Genomic DNA, 23,705 nt, shown 5'->3' on the forward strand with positions numbered 1-23,705 from the left:
AGCAAATGCTGTGAGCTTTTTTATACTTACTTCGTTGAATTTCTAAATTGGATACGGTGAGGTAATATAACAGTGTGATCTTCCACTTTTTCTTTGTTCATATACTTTGTTAATAAACGCATTGCTACTGCACCGATATCATACATCGGTTGAACAACTGTTGAAAGCTGCGGACGAACCATTAATGCAAGACGTGTATTATCGAAACCAAGTACTTCTACGTCAGTTGGTACGTTTAATCCAGCGTCTTGTGCTGCATGGATTACACCTAGTGCCATTTCATCAGAAGACACGAAGATTGCTGTTGGCTTTTCATCATTGCTCCAAAGCTTTTCGAATGCTTCAATACCTGAGTCATATGTGTAATCTCCATCGATTACAAGATTTTCATCATATGAAATACCTGCTTCTTCTAAAGCTTTTTTATAACCTTGTAACTTCTTCGCGCTTCCCGCTTTATCAATGAAAGGACCAGAGACGAAACCGATACGTTTATGTCCTTGCTCGATAAAGTGCTTCATTGCATCATAAGCTGCTTGTGTATAATCAATATTTACTGATGGCGTTTCATTTTGCTCATCAAATGACGCTGCTAATACAATTGGTACTGGAGATTTTTTAAATTCTTCAATGTGAATGTCTGTAATATCTTCACCCATGAAAACAATTCCGTCCACTTGTTTTCCAAGCATCGTATTTAATAAATGGAACTCTTTCTCTTTGTTTTGATCAGAGTTACTTAAAATGATGTTATATTTGTACATTGTTGCGATATCTTCAATTCCACGTGCAAGTTCTGCATAAAACGTATTTGAGATATCAGGAATAATAACACCTACTGTAGTTGTCTTCTTACTTGCTAGTCCACGTGCTACCGCATTCGGGCGGTATCCTAAACGATCAATTGCTTCTAATACTTTCTTTCTTGTTGTAGGCTTTACATTTGGGTTACCGTTCACAACACGAGATACGGTAGCCATTGAAACGTTTGCTTCGCGCGCTACATCATAGATTGTTACGTTCATCTCATCGCACACTCCTTCTATTTTTGTTATCTATTTTTATGTATCGGTTACTTGAATGAAAAAAAGACATCAACTCTATTTGCAGATGCCACCAATCGTCCCGAGTTCTTCCTTTTACTAATGATACGATAAAAACGCAGGCTCATACAATATTTTCCCGCAAAAGTTTCGAAAAAATTCGCTTCTTTTCTCGTATTTTCGTATTTTTTATGAAAAAAGGGCATTTTTTGTAAAAAAATAGATGTTTCCTAAGTAGAAATCTTATTTTAAGCAGTACGATAGTAAATGAAATTTATATCGGCGATTTTTCGAATATATCGACTATAACTCGAAATATATCAGCGATTTTCCAAATATATCGACCGCAACTCTAATTATATCAGCGATTTTTTAAATATATCAACTTACCAACAAAAATCGACAATGACAGTCGCTATACAATAAGAGAAAGCTGTTCCAAAATCCCTTTTTGGAACAGCTCATTAAAAGTTTTTATAATTTACTTCCAAATGATTTTAATTCATTCATAAAATCATTGAACTGCGGTATATTCATTTGCTGCGCCGCATCTGATAAAGCTACAGCTGGATCTGGATGTACTTCAGCCATAATTGCATCTGCACCAATTGCCATCGCTGCTTTTGCAGTTGGTAAGAGAAGGTCACGTCGCCCTGTAGAATGCGTTACATCGACAACGACAGGTAAATGTGTTTCTTTCTTTAAAATCGGCACAGCGGAAATATCAAGCGTATTACGCATCGCTCTTTCATACGTGCGAATACCTCGTTCACATAAAATAATGTTCCCATTTCCCTTTGCCATAATATATTCTGCCGCATTAATGAATTCTTCAATCGTTGCTGATAGACCACGTTTTAATAATACTGGTTTATTTACAGCACCAGCTGCCCTTAGCAAATCAAAGTTTTGCATATTGCGAGCACCAATTTGAATAACATCAACGTAATCTAATGACATCTCAATATCATTCGGATTTAAAATTTCACTAATAACAGCCAAATCATATTCATCTGCTACCTGGCGCAAAATTTGTAATCCCTCTAATCCAAGACCTTGAAAATCATACGGTGAAGTACGTGGTTTGAACGCACCACCACGCATTAATTTCAGACCTTGCTCTTTCATTGCTTCAGCAACTTGACGTACTTGTTCATAACTTTCCACTGCACACGGTCCCATAATAAAATGCTGATTTCCGTCACCAATTTTTTCACCATTAATTTCAACAATCGTATCTTCTGTTTTTTTCTTACGAGAAACAAGTAATGCTTTACGATGATCATCTTCTTGTAATTCTAAACCAGCTTGAAAAATTTGTTTGAAAATATGTTGTAAAGTCGAAGTTTCAAATGGACCATTATTATTCTCTGCAATTAAATCCAGCATATTTCTTTCACGTACAGGATCAAAACGTTTCACACCTTGTACTTCTTTTAAATTACCAACTTCTTGTACGAGACGACCTCTTTCGTTTAGTAACTCTAATATTTGTAAATTAAGTTGATCAATTTCAGAACGTAAACGATCTAATTGTTATGATGCCATAAGAAAGCCACCTCTTTCAAATTCCTATATGTTACTTTTTTAAGATAACTTATTATAGCTGATACATATACGATTGTCACACGATATACAGCAATGAATTACCATCAAAAAACGTTGTATATTTTCATTTAAAATAAAAAAAGACAGTTTACATACTGTCTTTTTTACAAGAAGGAAACAAACGGTTTATCACTGTTTTTCTCTTTTATAATCACAGCCTCGATTTTACTTTCGGACTTGATCTGTAATTGTACTTTCGCATCTTTAGGCAATTTGTCTAACATACCTTGCGCAGCCAATTGGGTAAGAGCCATTAATTCTGTTTTACCGTTATATTTAATAACAATATTCATATTTAATGTATCCATTTGATCTTTCTTATAAGAAACTTTAGCGTTGACTGGAATAAAATCTCCATTAGAAAAACCTTTTATTTCCTTAGCAAAGTTATTTATTTTTGTATTATCTTCTCCATGTGCTTGTGTAAATTCATCAGAAGGATATGAATACGACTTTTCATCAATTGTACTCCAATTTCCAAGGTTCGTATCATTCTTTTGAACAGTAGCACTAGCAATATACGTACCATTTTTTAAAGAACTAGTACTTTCTTGCTTAAAGATAGCAAACGTAATTGGAGATTTGTTATACTTATCATTTTTGTTAATAGCTTCAATAAGTTGTTTAGCAACTTCAGTCCCTTTAGACATAGCTTCTTCATTCGATACACTTGAAGACATAGCTAAACCTATCATAACACCAGATAAACTTAGTTCATTTGAATTCTGTTTTCCGAAATAGTCTTGTTCTATAATATTCGTCAAAACTGGCGCTTCTACTTTCGCAACTAGTTCATCAATTAGTTTCTCTGGAATATACTGGTTTAATTGCAGTACGTGACTCTCTGTATCAAATTGCTGCGTTGCAATATTTATTAAACCATTTTCATACTCTGCTAAATCTAATTTAGAATTTGTTTTTATATTAGCTGTATTAATAACCTTTTGTTCTTTTAAAGGAATAACAGTTCTATAATAATCTTTAGAAACAGCAGTTCTCGGAATCATACTTTTTTCTTTTGTATCTTTTTGTATAACTTCATCCTTCTTACTAATCGTATTACTATTGTTACTACAAGCTCCCAGTAATAAACTTACGACTGCGAAGGATAATGCCATTTTCTTCATTACTTAAAACCTACTTTCAACAATCTAGTTATTTAGTTTGAACTATTAATAGTGTACCACTAAATATATTTCAACAAAAACAAAAAAAAGAAGCAAGCACCTTTAGCTTGCTTCTTTTTACTTTATATTCTCTTCTAAAGCATCTTTTTTAATATTCCAATGAGATGTATTCCATACTACCATCCCATCTTTTATGTATAGCACTTGCGGTGATTCATGTCTAATACTGTATTGTTCTGCAACACGATTTGACACATCTCTCGCATCTTGTACGTATAAGTAATACGCTGGCACTTCTCTTTCTTCGCTGCAATACGCTTGAAATTCTGTGTATGCACCGTGACTAATCGGGCATGTCGTACTATGTTTAAAAAGCACATACGGCTCGTTCTTTTCTACTAAGACTTCAAGCTCTTCAATTGTTTCAAGTTTTGTCATATTCATCACGATTCACCTCTCATACGAAATCTAGAGCGCTTCTCTTTCTTTTCAGCTTTTTTCTCAATTCTTTCTAATTTACGCTCTTCTTTTTCAACCTTCTTCTCTTGTCTCGACGCACGGTAATGATTGTATACTTCAATCGCCGCACTGCTCCACTGCACAACTTGCGCTACTTTATCAGCGTTATTTTCAATTTCGTCCGTTACAGAGTCCGATACATTACGAAGCTTCGTATTTAAAGATTGGATTGTCGTTCCAATCCCATCTACACCCGCTACCACTTTATTTAATGACTGTGACTTCTGTTGAATATCATCAGCTAACGCATTCGTTTTATGTAATAATTGCTCTGTCTCTACGCTAATTCCTTGCATTTGCTTTTCTAAACCTTCTAACGTACTTGCAACGTTTTCCAACGTCTTCTGAACCGATAACAACGTTCTGCATACATACACTACTAATACTGCGAAAGCAACCGCGATAATAGCCGCACTTACATATAAAAGAACTTGCATTTCATCACTTCCTTTATCTTTTTCATACTTTCCCCTATTATACAATCATTTTCCGTTTCATTCTAATCCCTATCTCATCATTAGAATTTTCATACTTATTCGTTAACTGTAACATAAATCATTCAACAAATTCCACTAAGTAGGTTACAATAGGAGAGGATACATAATTAGTAGGGAGGCTTTACATATGAAAGATCCACGTATTGAAAAGTTAGCATACAATTTAATTAACTACTCTATCCGCTTACAAAAAGGTGAAAAAGTATTAATTGAAAACTTTGGCTTACAAAAAGAACTTGTAACTGCACTTGTAAAAGAAGCATATGCAGCTGGTGGTTTCCCATTCGTCTCTTTAAAAGATCATCAAGTAGATCGCTCTTTATTAATGGGTGCTACTGAAGAACATTTCGAACAAATCGCTGCATATGAAGCAAGCGTAATGAAAGACATGGACGCTTATATCGGCCTTCGCTCTGGCGATAATATTAATGAACAAGCTGACGTTCCAAGTGAGCGTATGAAAGTTCATGGCCAAACAGTTGGTAAAAAAGTTCATAGAGACATTCGCGTTCCAAAAACACGCTGGGTTGTTCTTCGCTACCCAAATGCTTCTATGGCACAGCTTGCTAAAATGAGTACAGAAGCTTTCGAAGACTTCTACTTCGAAGTATGTAACTTAGACTACGGTAAAATGGATAAGGCAATGGATAGCCTTGTTACATTAATGAATAAAACAGATAAAGTTCGTTTAACTGGTCCTGGAACTGACTTAACATTCTCTATTAAAGACATTCCAGCAATTAAATGCTCAGGTCATTTAAACATTCCAGACGGTGAAGTATACTCTGCACCAGTTCGTGATTCTGTTAACGGTACAGTTTCTTACAACACACCATCTCCTTACAACGGTTATACATTTGAAAATGTACAACTTAAGTTTGAGAACGGTCAAATCGTTGAAGCAACTGCAAACGATACAGAGCGCATTAACAAAATCTTCGATACAGACGAAGGCGCACGCTACGTTGGTGAGTTCGCAATTGGCGTAAACCCATACATCTTACATCCAATGGGAGACATCCTATTCGATGAAAAAATCGATGGCAGCTTCCACTTCACTCCTGGACAAGCTTACGACGATGCATGGAACGGCAACAACTCGAACATCCACTGGGATTTAGTATGCATCCAACGCCCTGAATACGGCGGCGGCGAAATTTACTTCGACGACGTACTAATCCGTAAAGACGGACGCTTCGTTGTACCTGAACTAGAAGCTTTAAACCCAGAGAACTTAAAATAATAATAAAAACGCTCGGAATTTTCGCCGAGCGTTTTTATTTCTTCCCTACCATTTCTATTTTCACATGTGGATTTTCTTTCTCTATAAGCCCCAAGAATTCATCCATATTTTGCGGCATCGCAACGATATGTACTTTATATGCATTCGTCGTAATTTCAAGAGACTTTCCGACCTGACGTATAATTCTCACATCTTTTAATACAATATCATCATTTAAAATACCGTACTTTAATACGCCATTTTCTACTTTATGTTTTTTAATAAATACTTCCCAAACGAGTGGTACATTTACAATGAAGCATAAACCCATCCCAATCAACGCTGACATCCAATGCGCTTTATTAGTGAAAAGCATGACAATTGGATATATAAACATAAAAGCTAACGTAAGACAAACGAAAATGACTACTGACTTACTTCTTTGAATTGGAAAGTTCATACCTACACCCCCTAACCCAAATTATACCACTATTTCCATTTTACTTCATAGAAAAAGGCCATTTCTAAATGACCTTTTACACAATGTACCTATAAAATTTCTTATCTACCTGTAGCACCGGAAAGTTTTTCGGCAACTCGTCTATACTCACACTTTCAAAACCATTCTTTTCATAAAAACGATGTGCCGCTAAAAATTTTACTGTTGTTCCTAAGTAAATATCTTTCAATTTTTTATCCTCAGCCCATGAAATTGCTGTTTGAAGCAACATATGTGACGCGCTCCATTCTTTTCCGCGAAACTCTTTCTTCACGAACATTTTTCTTAGCGCTACTTGAAGATTCTCAATATCTAATAAAGCTACTGTTCCAACTACTTTCCCATCATAAATTGCTACCCAAAAGTTTCCGTGATCCTTTTGATAGAATGTTTCTATTTCAAGTAAATCAGGTTGCTCTTCTTTCGTAATGGGAACATTATATTCTTTTTGCTGAATATGAACGATAAGATCTACTACTTCCTCTTGAAACGTACTTTCATATGGAACAATACGAATCTTCTCGTTCATCGAATCTCTTTCCATTCTGAAGCTAGTAAACTATATACAGCGATATCATGAAAATGATCATATAGCCATTCTTCATCTCGTAAAATACCATCTAACTTAAATCCTAAACGTTCTGGAATTGCGCGGCTCTTCGCATTTCCAACACCGCACCGAATTTCAATTTTATTCAACTTTAAATTTTCAAATGCATAGTGAAGTACAGCCTTTACGCTACGCGTCATAATACCTTTCCCGCCAGCATCTTCTGCAAGATAATACCCAAGACTCGTCGCTTTCTTCCCCCAGCTCACTGGATGAATGCCTACCATCCCAACGAGCTTTCCTTTGTAACGGATACCACTTTCAAAACCGTCTCCCTCTGCAAACTTCTTTAACCACATCGGAAAAATCTCATCATAAGCATCAGCAGATTTCGTCCCATCTACCCAAGGGAGCCATTTTCGTAAATGATTACGGTTTTGATCTATTAATTGATATAGTTCCTCCTTATGATGCTTCTCTAATAACTGTAATTCGATTTCATCGTCTACTCGAAGTGTGAACATGTTTTTTGGTCCCCTTTTTATTTTTCTTATTATTCTAACATTTATAACTAAAGAAATACACGCTAATATATCGACTTATCGACTAACCTCAAGAATCATATATGCCAACATAGCACACAAAAAAGACGCATAGCCAAGCTATGCGTCTTTCCTATTACTTCTCTGCAACTTGAACTTCTTTTACGTAAGCTGCTTCGAATTTTTGGATGTCTCCTGCGCCCATGAAAATTAGAACGCCGTTTTTATGTTTCTTTAATACATCCGTTGTTGTATCTGTAATTAGTTCTGCACCGTCAATACGCTTTTGCAGATCTTCGATTGTTAATTCACCTTTGTTTTCGCGTGCTGATCCGAAAATATCACATAAGTATACTTGATCAGCTTTGCTTAGGCTTTCTGCGAACTCATCTAAGAACTTTTCTGTACGTGAGAATGTGTGTGGCTGGAATACAGCGACAATTTCACGCTCTGGATGTTTTTGACGAGCAGCTTCAATCGTTGCATTAATCTCTGTCGGATGGTGTGCGTAGTCATCGATGATTACTTGCTCTCCCATCGGCTTTTCATTAAAGCGACGTTTTACGCCTTCAAAAGTTGTTAATTGATGTTTTACTGCTTCTACATCAACATTTTCATAATGGCAAAGCGCGATTACTGCTAACGCATTTAATACGCTGTGATTGCCGTATCCTGTAATTTTGAACGTATCATAGTACGTGTTACGAACGAATACATCGAATATCGTGCCATCTGTTCTCTTTTGGATGTTGCGTGCTTGGAAATCATTATCTTCTCCAAATCCATAGAAAATAACAGGTACTTTCGCTTGAATTTTTTGAAGTTCTTCATCATCTCCACATGCAATAATGCCTTTTTTCACTTGCAATGCCATCTCTTGGAATGCACTGAATACATCATTGATGTCTGCAAAATAATCTGGATGATCAAAATCAATATTCGTCATAATTGCATAGTCTGGATTATAAGACAAGAAATGACGACGATACTCACAAGCTTCAAATACAAAATACTTACTATTTTCTACCCCATGCCCTGTTCCATCTCCAATAAGGTAAGATGTCGGGTGTGCACCTTGCATTACATGGGCTAACAAACCTGTTGTTGATGTTTTTCCGTGTGCACCAGTTACAGCAACACTTGTGTATTGGCTCATCAGGTCACCTAAGAAATGATGGTAACGATGGACTGGGATGTTTAATTCTTTTGCTGCTACGATTTCTTCATGCGTATCAGGAAATGCATTTCCTGCAATAATCACTTGTCCTTCTTCTACATTATTCTTATCAAAAGGAAGGATCGAGATACTACGCTTTTCCAACGCTGTTTGTGTAAAGAAACGCTTTTCATAATCAGACCCTTGAACAGTATGCTTCATATCATGAAGAATTTGCGCTAATGAACTCATTCCTGTTCCTTTAATTCCTACAAAATGGTAAACTGTCATCTTAAAGAACCTCCAACATTTCGAACTAATACAACGGCCTATCTATAAGACAGTATATGAATCTTTTCTTATTTTGGTAATCATCATACATTTTTGATGTAGTGAAGTTATTTTTCCCTTCACTTATCAGGATAAACTCGTACGTACTTCTTTATATGTCCATAACAAGTCCATTATAGCAAAAAAGAAGCCGCTATACTATGATAACAGAAAAACTGATAGGGTCAATCACCTATCAGTTTTTCTCTCTTTTACATCTCTTCTCTTTTTTCTAATTGAACACGCTCTAAACGTGGGTTTGGACGATATTTACGACCAGCTTTTGCTTCTGGTTTCCCATTTAATTCTACATTATCACCAGTAAAGCCAATATTCATTTTTAATAAACTACTTCCTACCCCGTATATGTCAACAGGTACGTTTTGAGCTTCAAATTCACGAATACGCTTCTCATCAAATCCACCAGTTACAACGATGTCTACATGCTGGAATCCTTCTTCATCAAGTGCTTTACGAAGTGCGAATACAAGCGATGGGTTTACACCACGTGGATCGAATGTTCCAAGTACTTCTGGGTGGCGAATGAAGTATTGATCAATCATCGTGCGGGACGTATCTACACGTACACCTTTTAATGTTGATCCAAATTCACGCGCTACGCGAAGTGCATCTGTAATGACATCATTGTTGTAATCAATTAATACAACTAATTCATCTTCTGGGAATTTCTTATGATATGCTTTTGCCGCTTCTACAACATCACCATTAAACATTTGAATTAATGCGTGAGGCATCGTCCCCATACCACTTTTGCCCCACCATTCATTCATCGCATGCGTCGCTTGTGCGCTCATACCTCCGATGTATGCTGCATAACCGTCACCAGCTTGTTGTGTATAATGATCGTCACGATCTCCCATGAAAATAACTGGTTTTTCTTTATCTACGCTACGCGCAGCTTGGACAACGTTATATACGTTTGTCGCAACCGATGTACGACGAGCTAAAATCCCATCAATGACACCTTCTAAAAATCCGAAATTTTCATAAGGACCATGAATTGTTAACACTGTTTCAAATGGACTAATTTTATCGCCATCTTTTAAAGAGTTAATCTCAAGTTCCTCAGGATTTTTAGCGAATGTTTGTAGCAATGCAATTACTTCATCCGTTCCGCAAAGAACTGCATTTTCCTTTTGGAAAAATTGCATCGTTACAACACTTTTCGGGCGAAATTCTTCGATGATTTCTCTAGTCTTTAAAAAGTAAACGGCAGAGAACCACCCTTCTCCAACACGTTCGTCAAATTTAAATGTTTTATTTGTTAGTCTATTTATTTCACCTTTTAATTTTAATTCAATTTCTTTCATGTCGCTTTACTCCCTACTTTACTATCCAACATTTTCTCTTAGTATACAGCAAAACCGTTTACTATACATTCGTTTCCTGCATAGCGGCAAATTCATCCTCAGAAATAAGGACATCTCTCGGTTTCGTTCCTCTACCTTCAGAAATAATTCCTTGCGATTCCATCTCTTCAATGAGACGTGCCGCGCGATTATAACCGATGCGGAATTTTCGCTGTACAGAAGATGTGGACGCTCCCCCTTGTTCTACAACAAATTGACATGCATCAAGGAACAATTCGTCTTCCGACTCAGCTTGTTCTGTTTTCGCTAATAAATCCTCTTGCTTAAATAAATAATTCGGCTTCATTTGCTTTTTCACATGATCAACTGTTTTTTCAATCTCATCATCCGATACATATACACCTTGTACACGAACTGGCTTAGATGTACCGTTCCCTAAGAATAACATATCACCACGGCCAAGTAATTTCTCCGCGCCCCCAATATCAATAATCGTACGCGAATCAACTTGAGATGATACAGTAAACGCAATACGCGTTGGAATATTTGACTTAATTAAACCTGTAATAACATCTACAGATGGACGCTGCGTTGCTACTAATAAATGAATACCACAAGCACGTGCTTTTTGCGCAATACGACAAATCGCTTCCTCAACATCACCAGGTGCTACCATCATTAAATCGGCTAACTCGTCAATGACAATAACGATATAAGGTAATGTCTCTCCTGGAATTTCTCGCTCACTTACAATCGTATTGTAGCGAGTTAAATCACGAGCACCAGCATGCGCAAACAATTCATAACGGCGTTCCATTTCCTCAACTGCCCATTTTAATGCAGCTGTTGCTGCTTTTACATCCGTAATAACAGGTGCTACAAGATGTGGAACAGAATTGTATGGTGCAAGCTCAACCATCTTCGGATCGATTAACATTAACTTCACTTCATGTGGTTTCGCTTTATATAAAATACTCGTTAAAATCGCGTTAATACACACACTTTTACCTGAACCCGTTGCACCCGCAATAAGTCCGTGCGGCATTTTTCGAATATCCGTTACAATTGGATCCCCTGAAATATCAAGCCCCAGCGCAACAGTAAGCGGTGATTCACTCTTTGTGAATACAGGACTTCTTAAAATTTCACGAAGAAATACTGGCTTACTTTCTTTATTTGGAACCTCGATTCCAATCGCACTCTTCCCTGGAATCGGTGCTTCAATACGAATATCTTTCGCAGCTAAGCTTAACTTAATATCATCACTTAAATTTGTAATTTTATTTACTTTCACACCTGGGTCTGGCTGCACCTCAAAACGAGTGACTGCCGGCCCTTGCGATACATTAATAACATGTGCTCCAACGTGAAAATTATTAAACGTTGTATCTAATAATTCTTTCTGCTCCTCTAACCATTCTGTATTATCTAACGCTGATTGCTGTGGAATCGACAACAGCGCTAATGGCGGAACAGTGTATGTCGGTGGTGTGTGCAATACATTTCGCATATCGTTCTCTCTTTGATTTACAACATATGCTTTCTCTTGTACTTCCGTACTTGAAATTGGCTTTTGTACTTGCTCTACCACTACTTGCTGTATTGGTTGTTCTTCCACTTGTGGCTCTGCTACTACTTGCTGCACTGGGCGTTCTTCCACTTGTGGTTCTGCTACCACCTGCTGCATTGGTTGCTCTTCCACTTGTGGTTCTGCTACCTCTTGCTGCACTGGGCGTTCTTCCACTTGTGGCTCTGCTACTACTTGCTGCATTGGTTGCTCTTCCACTTGTGGTTTTGCTACTACTTGCTGCACTGGGTGCTCTTCCACTTGTGGTTTTGCTACTACTTGCTGCACTGGGCGTTCTTCCACTTGTGGTTCTGCTACCTCTTGTTGCACTGGCTTATTCTCTACTCGTACATTAGCAGAAGGCTGCATTGCATTTGCTCTAGCTGCATGTCTTTCCATTAATCGTGTTCTATCTTGTTTCAACATAACAACATTAAATGGTACATGACGCTTTTTCTCACGTTTTGGTTCTTCTTTTTGTACAACTGGTTGCTCTTCTGCAACTGGCACTTCTTCTACAACTCGTTGCTCTTCTACGACCGGTGCTTCTTCTACAACTCGTTGCTCTTCTGCGACTAGTGTTTCCTCGGCAACTGGTTGTTCTTCTACGACTGGCGCTTCTTCTACAACTGATTGCTCTTCTACGACCGGTGCTTCTTCTACAACTTGTTGCTCTTCTGCGACTGGCGCTTCTTCTACAACTGGTTGTTCTTCTGCAATTAAAACATCCGCAAAGCTTTGAACATCTTTCTTCGTTTGTTCATCAGCCTCAGCAACATATATGAATTCACTCTTTTGTTCAATTGCTTCATCTTCTTGCTGAATTTCCTCAAGTGCTACAAATGTCTCTACTACAGGCGCGTTTATTTCTGCAATTACTTCAGCTTCTTCTGACTCTTCTGCTTCCGCAATTACTTCCACTTCTTCTGACTCTTCTACTTCCGCAATTACTTCAGCTTCTTCTGACTCTTCTGCTTCCGCAATTACTTCCACTTCTTCTGACTCTTCTGCTTCCGCAATTACTTCTACTTCTTCTAGCTCTTCTGTTTCCGCAATTACTTCTACTTCTTCTAGCTCTTCTGTTTCTGTAATTACTTCTACTTCTTCTGACTCTTCCGCTTCTGCAATTACTTCCACTTCTTCTGACTCTTCTGCTTCCGCAATTACTTCAGCTTCTTCTGACTCTTCTGTTTCTGTAATTACTTCCACTTCTTCAGGTGCCTCTGTTTCCATAACTACTTCTTCAAACTCTTCCGTTTCTGCAATTACTTCTACTTTTGACACTTCTTCTAGTATTTCCACAATGATTGTTTCTTCAAGTTTTTCTTCTGCTTTGACAATCACTGATTCTTCTGGAGCTTGCTTTTCTACTTCAATAGTAGGTTGTTTTATTTCTGTATTACGTTTAATTTCTTCTGATAATATTGTATCCTCGTGCTCTACTTTAGAAGCTACTAATTCTTCTTGTAGATTGTTTTCGTTTAACCCCACTACATCTTTTTCTAGCTTAGCACTTTCCATCTGCTCAGCTACTGTTTTATGAAGTAATTCATCCGCTGAAACTTCCTGCGGTGTACTCATTTCTTGAATCACTTCTTTTTCTTCTACTAAAGGCACTTGGCGTTCAATTTCATAACCGTTTTTCTCTAGCCATTGATCAACTACTGACTTTTCTTCCTTTTTATTCTCTTCATATTGTTGCTCCCCTTGCTGGTTAGCAGCTCTATGACTAGAAGAAGTTGGTGCTTGTCCTTCTGAGAAATCAGATAATGTATATCCTTTTTTCTCTAACCATGCATCAACGACTGATTTACCCTCTACAGATATTTCAAGGTCTTCTCTTTCCTTTACTTCCTCCTGCTTTTCTTCCTTTTTCTCTACTGAAGGACGATTATATCCATAAATTGGCGAAATCATTTCTGTTGGACGAAATGGTCTACGGTTACTCTCTTGCGAAGGTACAGATGCCTTTTTAACGACAGACTCCCGCACCGGTTCATATTGCACTTCCGGCTCTTCATATGTAGAAACTACCTTTTCCACATACGGTCGTCTGCTTCTTTCCACCTTTATTCCTCTTTGGGCAGTCGGTTCTTCATATGTTACTCCTTGAACAGGTTGTTCTTCGAAGCGATTTACTTCGCTTTCATCCTCTTCATCGAACCCATTATCCGGTACTAAAGGAAAACGGCATTTACCTGCATTCCTACTTGCCATTTGTGCTTCTCTTGCTTCAGTGTAGTGGTTTACACGAGGAATTTTCGGCTGACTTTCAATTTGCTTTGGTACTTCTTTATTCATCGCTGTTTGTTCTTCCTCTTTGTTAAACAGCTTTTTCATCCAATCTAACATGCTTACCACTCTTTCTACTAAATAGTAACATCCTTTATTGTATCAGCATTCGGCAAAAAGTGCAGGTAAAATTAAGCATGTCATATTTATCCACAATATTCTAATTTACGAGTGTTTCATATGAAAAAACGCAGCCTTTCATATAAGACTGCGCTTAAGCTTTACTCTTCTGATATGCATCTATGCTATCCGTTACACTTTGCAATAAAGAATTTACATATTGCGGGTCAGATAATTTTTTATCTTCTTCATGGTTTGACATAAACCCAAGTTCTAATAACACACCAGGAACCTTTGCCCAATTAAATCCAGAAAGATCATCCCGAAATTTAATTCCATTTACTTTTACTTGCTGGTTCTCCCTCATTTTATTTACAATCATTTGAGAGATTTGAAGACTTTCCGCATAAATCTCTTTCGTATACGGACTTCCTTCTGCCGGCGTCAATACAGCGAATCCACTTTGGTTTGGATTTTCAGAACCATCTGCATGAAGACGTAAAAATAAATTAGCCTTATGATTATTTGCGAATGTCGCCCTTTCTTTATTACTTATATCAACGTCTTGTGATGTTCTCGTCATTAATACTTGTATCCCTTTTGCTTCAAGCTTTTCTTTTAATAAAAAAGCCATTTCTAATACAAGTACAGCCTCTCTCTTTTTCGTCACAACACCTGTTGTACCGTCTGTCACTTTATATTTTTGCGTTGTTGCCCCTGGTCCAATCGGCTCTAAATTTAAATTCGCTTTTTGTTGATGCCCTGGATCAATAACGACGAGAAACTTCTCTTGTTTTTCATTACTCTCTATTTTTTGTTCATTATTTTGCACTGGTTGCTCAGTCGGCTGCACTGGCGTAGTTTCTTCTTTCTTTTCATCAGATGATACTTCCTCTTGCTTATGTTCTACTTGGTCATTCGTTTGAATTGCTTGCGATTCTTCGTTCTTTTCTTGTTCTTGCTTCTTTTCTACCGGTGCGTCTTCTTTGGTATCTTTGTTTTTCTCTTGTATAGAAGATGTAGTTTCTTTTTTCGGCTGCTCTTGTGAACAACCGGCCATATATATTCCAATGAATGCAATCATGCTCATTATTTTTATATACTTCATACTTCTCCCCCATCACTTTGCACCGGATTCAAAGTTTTTCTTATAATTGCCCTATAATCTCATCTATATTTCCAATATAAACTGGCTGCCATTTTTCTGTACCACGTTCTGCAGTATAAAGCGGATAAGCGGCATCATCTATATTTACGAAAACTGGATCGCCCATATCCGTTTCATATCCAATTGTAATCCATTCTTCTTTCCATTTTCCGTGTTCTTCACTTATTAATGAATTTTTATGTTTATCGTATCGGTAACCGATTTGTCCTTTTTCTAATTCACTTTCACTAAACAAATATATTTCATAAGTACCTAGCTCAACATCTTGCTGTTTTGAAGTTTCAATTCGTTTTAGAAGTTCTGCGATTTTTGGTTGCTGTTTCATACGTCTATCTCCTTCTATTTTTCTAAATTTTAACTAGTTTGTTTATAAAATACAATATAGATTTTAAGAAAAAAGGTGACATCCTTATCATATTAACAATTTTTTGAATATATCTATCACTACTCTCAATATATCAACGATTTTTTAAATATATCTATCACTATTCTCAATATATCAACGATTTTTTAAATATATCTATCACTATTCTCAATATATCAACGATTCAACACGAAATTTCGAATTACCAACAATGAATGCAAAAAAAAGAGAGGTTGTCCAAAAGGACAACCTCTCTTTTCTTATATCAATTAAAATTTGAACTCTTGTCCAACTTCAAAGCTATCTTCTAATACAAGAATACCTTTTTCTTGTGGAGCATCTGGAAGCTCTAATTCACGTGCAGAGCAGATCATTCCAGAAGAAGGAACACCGCGAAGCTCAGCTGGCTTGATTAACATACCGCTTGGCATTACAGCGCCGATTTTTGCAACGACAACTTTTTGTCCTGCATCAACGTTTGGTGCACCACATACGATTTGTAATGTTTCTGTACCGATTTCTACTTTACAGATGTTTAACTTATCAGCATTTGGATGTTTTTCTTTTTCAGCTACATAGCCTACAACAAATTTCGGAGAAAGATCTGCTTCTACTGTTTCTTCAAAGCCATTCTTCGCTAAAATTTCGTTGATTTTCTCTACAAGCTCTTTCGTTAATGTAAGGTTGCCTGTTTCTTTTACTTCTAAGTAAGAAGATGCATTAAAGATGTTGAATCCTGCTGTCTCGTTGCTTTCACGATCGTATACGCGTGCAACATCTCCTTTGCGATCAAAAGTACGGTTCTCTAAAGTAATATCTTGTAAGGCAACAATTAAAGTGTCACCAATTCCTTCAAGGTTGTAAAAAACGTTCACTTCGTTCATCCTTTCTCTTTTCCATCTGTCTTCTTCCGATTTTTCGCTAAAATAAAGATTGGTTCAAATTCTCCATCTTCATATACGAATGAAAGTGATGTAATCGGAACATGCCCTTCGGCAAAAAATTTCATTGTCATTTGTGCAATAATATCATAACCGATTTCGTTGACGATATCAGCAATAATTAATACATCTTGGTGAGGAACAGCAACAACCATGTCACCAGAAATCTTTTCACGCATCGATTGTAGTAACGATTCGTTTAAAATACGAGTCGCGTCATACCCATCATTTGTGTTTAAAAAGTAGAATGTATTCCCCGCTACTGTGTCTTGTTTAAATTCATAACCTAATGAGCGTGCGTTGAATAATGCCATTTCACGCACTTGCTGTTCTGTAAGTTCTAATTTTTGTAATAGACGCTCGTCAATTAGTCGATACGTTTTATTCGAATCTAACGCATAGTAAATACGTGTTTCCGCCGTATGATCCGTCATAATAAACGGATTTCCTTCTTCTGCTTGTTTCGGGAAAGAAGTAGAGCGAATAACAGGTAAAATTTTCGCTCCGCTATTTTCTTCTTTATGCATCGCAATTAGCGCTTCTTGTACGTAATAAGCAACTTCTTCAATTGCCTTTTCTTTGTTCACTTCCCATTTTGCCACAACTCCTGGAAGCGATACGTTAATACCTTTTTTGGAGTCTTTTTGTTCAATACGTAAAACTTCTTTCTCACTATCATACTGAAAGTCCCATTCTGGGCGAGATAATTTCTTTATTAACTCATCTTTCATCTTTTTACTTGTCATCTTCATCTCTTTTTCCTCCCTTCCAAAAAAATAACCTCCCCCGCGAAGGTAGAGGTTGTTTTACAATTCAATTGGCAAATTGCCTTATTTTAAACCTTCAATGAACTCTTCGATTTGTTCTTGTGTTTTACGATCTTTGTTTACATAGCGACCAGTTTCTTCACCTTTATTGTACGCTACAAAGCTCGGAATGCCAAATACGTCTAATTTTACGCATAGATCAATAAACTCATCGCGATCTACATAGTAAAATGAGAAATCACTATATTTCTCTTCTACTTCTGGCATAAATGGGTCTACAAAGCGGCAGTCTGGGCACCATTCTGCTGAGAACATAAAGACTACATTCTCTTCATTTTTTAACTGTTGGAATTGCTCCATGCTTTCTAATGACTTCATCTATATTTCCTCCTCTAACGGGTACATTTTTCATGTTATAATCTTTCTTTTATACTACCATACATCGCGCACGGTGCAAGGTTTATGCTTGCTTTTTGTCATACTTATATTGCCCAACTAACAACTTAACAACGTGTACAAATAATTCCGTACGGTCGACATAATCATCTGTAAAAATACCGATCGCACCTTCGTGACTACGAATATCTTTTCGCTGCACAAACTCTTCCATCACTTCGCTTAATTCCTTACCATCTTCAAGAGGTGCTAAAAAATCGTCTGGTAACGTAATACGCGCTCCTCCGGCCACAAATACTTTCCCATCACTTGTTGCTAGCGCGCCCCAGTTACACATAAATAAACCGTGCTCCGTTTTCATTACGCCGCCTTCTAGCCCAATCCCAATTGGAGCTTCTCCGTCCTCTAGCGCTCGCTTCGCTCTATTGATCGCTCCTTGCATCGTCTCTTCATCTGAGAAAGGCTGAGCTGATACTCCTGACGGAACAGAAAGAGATGTAATTTCAGCATCTTTCCAAACCTTCTCCACAGCGCCAACCTTCGTTTTATTCTTCGATCCAACTACTACTTTCATTTCGTTCACCTCTATAAAAATTCATCATTCTATTCTAATATCCGCTTCGGCACAAATTAAGTACCAACCACTACCACACACCATCAGGGAATTCCTTCTCCCCATAAAAGAAGGTCGCTTTCTACAATATTACTGGTCCTAAACACAAAAACAGGCTTCTTCTTTCTTCCTACCCGCGGTCTTAATACATCATTCGAGCACCCATTAGGCACTAACCGCCACCACTCATCGCTGGGTCATCTATTCAACCTAAAAAAAGAAGGGTTTTTCGCCCTTCTTCTCTACGCGTTATTCTTAATTGTCTCTAACGTCGTTTTATCTGTTGTTCTTACAAGCTTCGTAATTAATTCTTTCGCCGCTGCATAATCATCAACATGTAAAATTGAAGCATGTGTATGAACGTAGCGTGCACAAACACCAATTACTGCTGATGGGATACCAGAGTTACTTGTATGTACACGGCCCGCATCTGTACCACCTTGTGAAATAAAGTATTGGTACGGAATGTTGTTTGTTTCTGCTGTATCTAAAATGAATTCGCGTATTCCTCTATGTGTTACCATCGTGCGATCGTAAATACGAAGAAGAGCACCTTTTCCTAATTGACCGAACTGTGTTTTGTCACCAGATGCATCGTTTGCTGGACTTGCATCAAGCGCATAGAAAATGTCTGGTTGAATCATATTTGCAGCTGTTTGCGCTCCGCGGAGGCCTACTTCTTCTTGTACAGTAGCACCAGAATATAATGTATTTGGTAATGTTTCATCTTTTAATTCTTTTAACAATTCGATTGCAAGACCACATCCGTAACGGTTGTCCCAAGCTTTCGCCATAATTTTCTTCTCATTTGCCATCGGTGTGAATGGGCAAATCGGCACGATTTGTTGTCCTGGTTTTACACCAATTTCAATCGCATCTTCATAACTATCTGCACCTATATCAATTAACATATTTTTTATATCCATCGGTTTTGCACGTTGCGCGTCACTTAATAAATGAGGAGGAATAGAACCAACAACCCCAATAACAGGACCATTCTTCGTCATAACTTGTACACGCTGTGCTAATAAAACTTGGCTCCACCAGCCGCCTAACGTTTGAAAACGAAGCATTCCGTTTTTCGTAATTTGCGTAACCATGAAACCTACTTCATCCATATGACCTGCTACAAGAACACGCGGGCCAGTTTCGTCCCCTTTTTTCAGACCAAATACGCTACCTAAACCGTCTTGTACAATTTCATCCGCATATTTGCTTAATTCTTGTTTCATAAAACGGCGTACATCATGTTCAAAACCTGATGCACCTTGTAATTCTGTTAACGTACGAAATAATTGTAATGTCTCTTTATTCACGAAGTCCCCTTCTTTCAAACCTTAGTAGAATACCTCTTTTATTGTAACGAAATTTTCGAAATGTTTCTAGTTTCTTCTTTTTTGGCTGTATTTGCTTTATAATTATTATCGGTACACTATTTTTATTTTATAGAATTGAGGTGAATATATGAGCTGGAAAGGTTTAGTAGCAGGTCTTGGCGTTGGGTTCGCAGCTGGTTATCTCGTTGCAAACAAAGTACAAGAACAATCCCATATTTCTTCAGAAAAAGCATTGAAAATGGTGAAACAAGCATTAAGTCATAAAGGTGAAATTACTGGCTCTTGGGTACATATGGTTCCAGAGACATTTGAAAAATATGATGTCGCATATGAAGTTTATCGCGGCGGTCTTACAACAATGTTAAATGATATACAAGAACGATTTGAATTTTTAGTTGATGCTAAAACAGGTACTGTTTTAGAGGTTATAGCAGCATAAAAAGGAGGGTTCCCATTAGGTGAACCTCTTATTTTTTTGAAATTGCGGGTATTGATTAAAATTATATCAGCGATTTTCCGAATATATCGGCGCAACTCAATTTATATCAGCGATTTCCCAATTATATCGGCGCAACTCAATTTATATCAGCGTTTGTTTAAATATATCGACTTACCGACAAAACCCGACAATAAAAAAGAGGCTGCTCCAATAAATATGATGGAACAACCTCCTATTTTTATGCTTCTATACTCGTTTTCCGTTCTATTTTTTCTACGATATGCCCTTCCTCATTCCACTTCACAGCGCGATAATATGCGTCATGGTAAAACGTAAACCATGCCTCTTTTTCAGCACCATACTTCATCCACTTTTGCTTATTTTCAATCGAGGTCATCGGATAATCGTCGTATGCCATTACCCATAATACATTTTGATGTGCGTGCGTCGGTAATAGGTCTGCTAAATGAAGCATCGTTTCCCCATGGCTTTCTAAAGCAATAACTGCATGTCCATCACTATGACCACCTGTATGCGCCATTTTTATTTCATCTGTAATTTCTATTTCTTGCTGGAACGTAACAACTTGATCTACAATCGGCTCCCAATTTTCCTTCCAATATGTATTACGGGATCTAATATTTGGGTTCCTCATTTCATTCCACTCTGTTTCACTTACGTAAACTTTCGCGTTCGGAAACGCTGGTACAAGGTGATCACCTTCCCATTTTGTTAAACCAGATGCATGATCAAAATGAAGGTGCGTCATTAAAACATAGTGAATATCTTCTGGCTTTAATCCTAGTTTTTCTAATGATTCATAAACCGATGATTCTTCTGTTACACCTTGATTCCGCTTCATCTTCTCATTCAATTTACCGTTTCCTATTCCGGAATCAATGAGCATATTTCCGTCTTTCGTTTGCAAAAGTAACGGATCTGTTCGTAAATAAATATGATTTGTATCATTATGTTTATACTTACGTGACCAAAGTACTTTCGGCACAACACCAAACATCGCTCCCCCGTCTAAATGTGTATTCCCGCCTTTTAACCACGTTACTTTTATATCTCCAATTTGTAACTGTTCCATTACACATCCCCCTTTCAATTAATCTTAACATAAAATTCTGATTATTTTAGATGTAAAAAAACCTATGCATTACTGCATAGGCTCTGTACGATATTTTGCTTCAACTCGGTAAATACGATGACCTTTACTAGAGAATTTCTCTTCGTATTCAGTCATGATGTTACCTTCAAAGTCGCTGTTATGAAGATCTAAGCTTAAGTACGTTAGTAACATACCATACTCAGCCATACTCATAAGAGAATATTCAAATAGACCTTGGTTATCTGTTTTGAAATGAATTTCTCCGCCTTCTACTAACACTTCTTCGTAATTACGTAAAAATGTTTTATACGTTAAACGACGCTTCGTATGACGTTTCTTTGGCCATGGATCTGAGAAGTTTAAATAAACGCGATCAATTTCACCTTTCGCAAAGAAAACTGTTAAATCTTCAGCATCTTTATTAATTAACTTTAAGTTTGGTAATTCTTCTTCAATTAATTTATCAAGTGCATCTACAACAACACTTGTGAATTTTTCAATTCCAATATAATTAATATGTGGATTCGCTTTTGCCATATCATACATGAAGCGGCCACGACCTGTACCTACTTCAATGTGAATTGGTTGTTCGTTTCCAAATACTTCTTTCCAGCTACCAGCGCGCTCCTCTGGGTTTCCGATTACGATATGTGAATATTCATTAATTCGATCCATTGCATACGGTTTGTGTCTTAAACGCATAGATGTTTCCCTCTCTTTACATAGCTATTTTAAAGGAATAATTCCTTCTTTCTTTTTTAATCAATCTACCAAACAAAAAACCAAGTACGTACGAGCACTCGGTCCGTTTCTTTCAAGTATAAGATGTACCATTTTGATAAAAACTACATACAGCATTAAACATTCCATGACGAAACAGCTTTTTCTCTTACATTTGAAGAGAAAAACAATCGAAAGGATGATCCGTTCATGCCAATTAATCAACAACATCAATTAGAAGTGCTGAAAGATATTTTAGTCAACCACCAAAGTGATTGCTGCGGGACAGTTTCAGAATGCGAGCAATTAGAGCGCCTCATTCAATCGTTACTCGCAAACGATAATATAAGTAGTGACGCTAAAACAATGCTAAACGATGTATATTCTTATAGTCAATCGGGTAAATCTTCCTCTAATTTGGACAACCATATTTCCAATAATCAAGAACAACTTACTCAGTGGATTGCTGGAATGGACAATTTTTCTTAAGTATTATTCTGAAGCAAGTAGTTGCTGTAAATATTGATGCCAATATTCAGCTTCTGCTTGCTGTTTTTTTGTTGTATGCCATTGAATAGACAAAATCGTTTGTGCTATCACATACCATCTCATACGCCTAAGCAGCGATTCATCCATTTCAATATCATAATAACCGAGCCACTCACTCCACTCCTGGCGCGGAATGTACCAATATAATAACATACCGAGGTCTAGAGCTGGGTCAGCAATTACAGCTCCATCCCAATCAATTAAAAACAATTCATCTTCATCCGACAATAGCCAGTTGTTATGGTTTACATCACAATGGCATACAACGAATTCATTGTATTCAATAGCTTTTAATGAATCCATTAAATATTGAAGGCCTTGCTGAATTGTTTCATCATCCCTTATATCTCCTCTTAAAACGAGTTGCAGTTGTTGTAATAACTCTTGTGCGTGAAGCGGCTGCTTCCCAAGTCTTTGAATCATCTGTACAAGCGCTTTAGAGGAGTGTATTTTCTTCAAAAGTTTCGCAACACGTTCTAGTTTCATATCCTCTGGCTCTAGCTTCTGTCCCGGAAGCCATTTTTGAGCAGAAATTACATCACCATTCGTTACCCTTCTTGTCCAAAGTAATTTTGGAACAATTCCTTCTGCTGACAATACCGCTAAAAAGGGCGATGTATTCCGCTTTAAAAATAACTTCTGTTGTCCGTTTTGCGCAATATATGCATCGCCCGTTACTCCACCAGCCGGTACAAGACTCCACTCTTTTCCTAATAATTGTTCCAACCATTCCATATTCATTACCCGTTAACAAATCCTTATCTTTTATAGTTATGAAAAGAAAAACCGCAACATTTCTACACATGTTGTGGATTCATATATTTTACTGTAAATGAAAAGAAAAATTAGCCTAAGCCAAAAATTCTCTATTTTATTTTACAAAACCTGTCATAGAATGACAACTTATCAAAATCGTCACCTTTGTCAATTCTACATTTATTACATTCTCATCGT

23 protein-coding genes and 1 pseudogene are annotated in these 23,705 nt (G+C 37.2%); 3 read left to right on the forward strand and 21 right to left on the reverse strand.

Going from position 1 to position 23,705, the window contains the following annotated elements:
• Window positions 1-26 precede the first annotated feature (26 nt).
• From ccpA to N2V80_RS23360, 5 genes and pseudogenes are all read right to left on the reverse strand, one after another.
• On the reverse strand, window positions 27-1,025 hold the full coding sequence (gene ccpA, locus N2V80_RS23340) for a catabolite control protein A (RefSeq protein WP_001103298.1): 999 nt from the start codon (window positions 1,023-1,025) through the stop codon (window positions 27-29).
• A gap of 492 nt (window positions 1,026-1,517) precedes the next feature.
• A pseudogene (locus N2V80_RS23345) lies at window positions 1,518-2,579 on the reverse strand (bifunctional 3-deoxy-7-phosphoheptulonate synthase/chorismate mutase); the annotation flags it as partial.
• Window positions 2,580-2,755: 176 nt separating this feature from the next.
• Window positions 2,756-3,778 (reverse strand): CamS family sex pheromone protein, encoded by a 1,023-nt coding sequence (locus N2V80_RS23350; protein ID WP_000738025.1) that lies wholly within the window; start codon window positions 3,776-3,778, stop codon window positions 2,756-2,758.
• Window positions 3,779-3,895: 117 nt separating this feature from the next.
• Window positions 3,896-4,222, reverse strand: a complete 327-nt coding sequence (ytxJ, locus tag N2V80_RS23355; protein ID WP_001057469.1) for a bacillithiol system redox-active protein YtxJ — start codon at window positions 4,220-4,222, stop codon at window positions 3,896-3,898.
• Window positions 4,222-4,734, reverse strand: a complete 513-nt coding sequence (locus tag N2V80_RS23360) for a DUF948 domain-containing protein (RefSeq protein WP_001197720.1) — start codon at window positions 4,732-4,734, stop codon at window positions 4,222-4,224. Before N2V80_RS23360 ends, ytxJ begins: the two co-directional genes overlap by 1 nt.
• A gap of 187 nt (window positions 4,735-4,921) precedes the next feature.
• Between N2V80_RS23360 and N2V80_RS23365 the strand changes: the two genes are divergently transcribed.
• Window positions 4,922-6,037 carry an aminopeptidase gene (locus tag N2V80_RS23365; RefSeq protein ID WP_000654731.1) on the forward strand — a complete coding sequence of 372 codons (1,116 nt, stop codon included), beginning with the start codon at window positions 4,922-4,924 and terminating at the stop codon, window positions 6,035-6,037.
• 34 nt (window positions 6,038-6,071) lie between these two features.
• Here N2V80_RS23365 and N2V80_RS23370 read toward each other — a convergent pair whose 3' ends face one another.
• From N2V80_RS23370 to N2V80_RS23430, 13 genes are all read right to left on the reverse strand, one after another.
• Window positions 6,072-6,476 (reverse strand): PH domain-containing protein, encoded by a 405-nt coding sequence (locus N2V80_RS23370; RefSeq protein WP_001010627.1) that lies wholly within the window; start codon window positions 6,474-6,476, stop codon window positions 6,072-6,074.
• Between the two features lie 76 nt (window positions 6,477-6,552).
• Window positions 6,553-7,044, reverse strand: coding sequence for a GNAT family N-acetyltransferase (locus tag N2V80_RS23375; protein ID WP_025966469.1), 492 nt, complete (start codon window positions 7,042-7,044; stop codon window positions 6,553-6,555).
• Window positions 7,041-7,589, reverse strand: a complete 549-nt coding sequence (locus tag N2V80_RS23380) for a GNAT family N-acetyltransferase (protein ID WP_000494653.1) — start codon at window positions 7,587-7,589, stop codon at window positions 7,041-7,043. Before N2V80_RS23380 ends, N2V80_RS23375 begins: the two co-directional genes overlap by 4 nt.
• 154 nt (window positions 7,590-7,743) lie before the next feature.
• On the reverse strand, window positions 7,744-9,054 hold the full coding sequence (gene murC / locus N2V80_RS23385) for a UDP-N-acetylmuramate--L-alanine ligase (RefSeq protein ID WP_000219468.1): 1,311 nt from the start codon (window positions 9,052-9,054) through the stop codon (window positions 7,744-7,746).
• A gap of 251 nt (window positions 9,055-9,305) precedes the next feature.
• Window positions 9,306-10,424 carry a nicotinate phosphoribosyltransferase gene (locus tag N2V80_RS23390; RefSeq protein WP_000658370.1) on the reverse strand — a complete coding sequence of 373 codons (1,119 nt, stop codon included), beginning with the start codon at window positions 10,422-10,424 and terminating at the stop codon, window positions 9,306-9,308.
• A gap of 61 nt (window positions 10,425-10,485) precedes the next feature.
• Window positions 10,486-14,343, reverse strand: coding sequence for a DNA translocase FtsK (locus N2V80_RS23395; RefSeq protein WP_061654601.1), 3,858 nt, complete (start codon window positions 14,341-14,343; stop codon window positions 10,486-10,488).
• Between the two features lie 154 nt (window positions 14,344-14,497).
• Entirely contained in the window at window positions 14,498-15,451 is a 954-nt protein-coding gene (locus N2V80_RS23400) for an N-acetylmuramoyl-L-alanine amidase (protein ID WP_000874039.1), read from the reverse strand.
• Window positions 15,452-15,491: 40 nt separating this feature from the next.
• A complete protein-coding gene (locus tag N2V80_RS23405) occupies window positions 15,492-15,836 on the reverse strand; it encodes a hypothetical protein (protein WP_000813342.1) in 345 nt (114 codons plus the stop codon).
• Between the two features lie 308 nt (window positions 15,837-16,144).
• On the reverse strand, window positions 16,145-16,759 hold the full coding sequence (gene ytpR, locus N2V80_RS23410) for a YtpR family tRNA-binding protein (RefSeq protein ID WP_001006761.1): 615 nt from the start codon (window positions 16,757-16,759) through the stop codon (window positions 16,145-16,147).
• The gene (locus tag N2V80_RS23415) at window positions 16,756-17,568 is read right to left on the reverse strand and encodes a DUF1444 domain-containing protein (protein WP_000784588.1); all 813 of its coding nucleotides are present in this window, start codon (window positions 17,566-17,568) and stop codon (window positions 16,756-16,758) included. The genes ytpR and N2V80_RS23415 overlap by 4 nt, the downstream gene beginning before the upstream one ends.
• A 78-nt stretch (window positions 17,569-17,646) precedes the next feature.
• Window positions 17,647-17,961, reverse strand: a complete 315-nt coding sequence (locus N2V80_RS23420; RefSeq protein ID WP_000838193.1) for a thioredoxin family protein — start codon at window positions 17,959-17,961, stop codon at window positions 17,647-17,649.
• An 82-nt stretch (window positions 17,962-18,043) separates the two neighbouring features.
• On the reverse strand, window positions 18,044-18,553 hold the full coding sequence (locus N2V80_RS23425; RefSeq protein WP_000869937.1) for a DUF84 family protein: 510 nt from the start codon (window positions 18,551-18,553) through the stop codon (window positions 18,044-18,046).
• Window positions 18,554-18,834: 281 nt separating this feature from the next.
• Entirely contained in the window at window positions 18,835-19,908 is a 1,074-nt protein-coding gene (locus tag N2V80_RS23430) for a M42 family metallopeptidase (RefSeq protein ID WP_001031514.1), read from the reverse strand.
• Window positions 19,909-20,056: 148 nt separating this feature from the next.
• Between N2V80_RS23430 and N2V80_RS23435 the strand changes: the two genes are divergently transcribed.
• Complete coding sequence (locus N2V80_RS23435; RefSeq protein ID WP_000118543.1) at window positions 20,057-20,368, forward strand: PepSY domain-containing protein; 312 nt, start codon at window positions 20,057-20,059, stop codon at window positions 20,366-20,368.
• A 238-nt stretch (window positions 20,369-20,606) separates the two neighbouring features.
• Here N2V80_RS23435 and N2V80_RS23440 read toward each other — a convergent pair whose 3' ends face one another.
• Entirely contained in the window at window positions 20,607-21,461 is an 855-nt protein-coding gene (locus tag N2V80_RS23440; RefSeq protein WP_061654602.1) for a YtnP family quorum-quenching lactonase, read from the reverse strand.
• Between the two features lie 69 nt (window positions 21,462-21,530).
• Window positions 21,531-22,184: a tRNA (guanosine(46)-N7)-methyltransferase TrmB gene (gene trmB / locus N2V80_RS23445; RefSeq protein ID WP_001239385.1), complete on the reverse strand. Its 654-nt coding sequence runs from the start codon at window positions 22,182-22,184 to the stop codon at window positions 21,531-21,533.
• A 228-nt stretch (window positions 22,185-22,412) separates the two neighbouring features.
• Here trmB and N2V80_RS23450 point away from each other — a divergent pair, with 228 nt between their 5' ends.
• On the forward strand, window positions 22,413-22,691 hold the full coding sequence (locus tag N2V80_RS23450; RefSeq protein WP_001122235.1) for a YtzH-like family protein: 279 nt from the start codon (window positions 22,413-22,415) through the stop codon (window positions 22,689-22,691).
• 3 nt (window positions 22,692-22,694) lie between these two features.
• On the opposite strand, the gene N2V80_RS23455 is transcribed toward N2V80_RS23450, so the two are convergent.
• Window positions 22,695-23,492 carry a phosphotransferase family protein gene (locus tag N2V80_RS23455; RefSeq protein ID WP_001986674.1) on the reverse strand — a complete coding sequence of 266 codons (798 nt, stop codon included), beginning with the start codon at window positions 23,490-23,492 and terminating at the stop codon, window positions 22,695-22,697.
• Window positions 23,493-23,705 lie beyond the last annotated feature (213 nt).

It is taken from the genome of Bacillus sp. FSL W8-0640 (genome assembly GCF_038007725.1).
GTDB lineage: Bacteria > Bacillota > Bacilli > Bacillales > Bacillaceae_G > Bacillus_A > Bacillus_A cereus.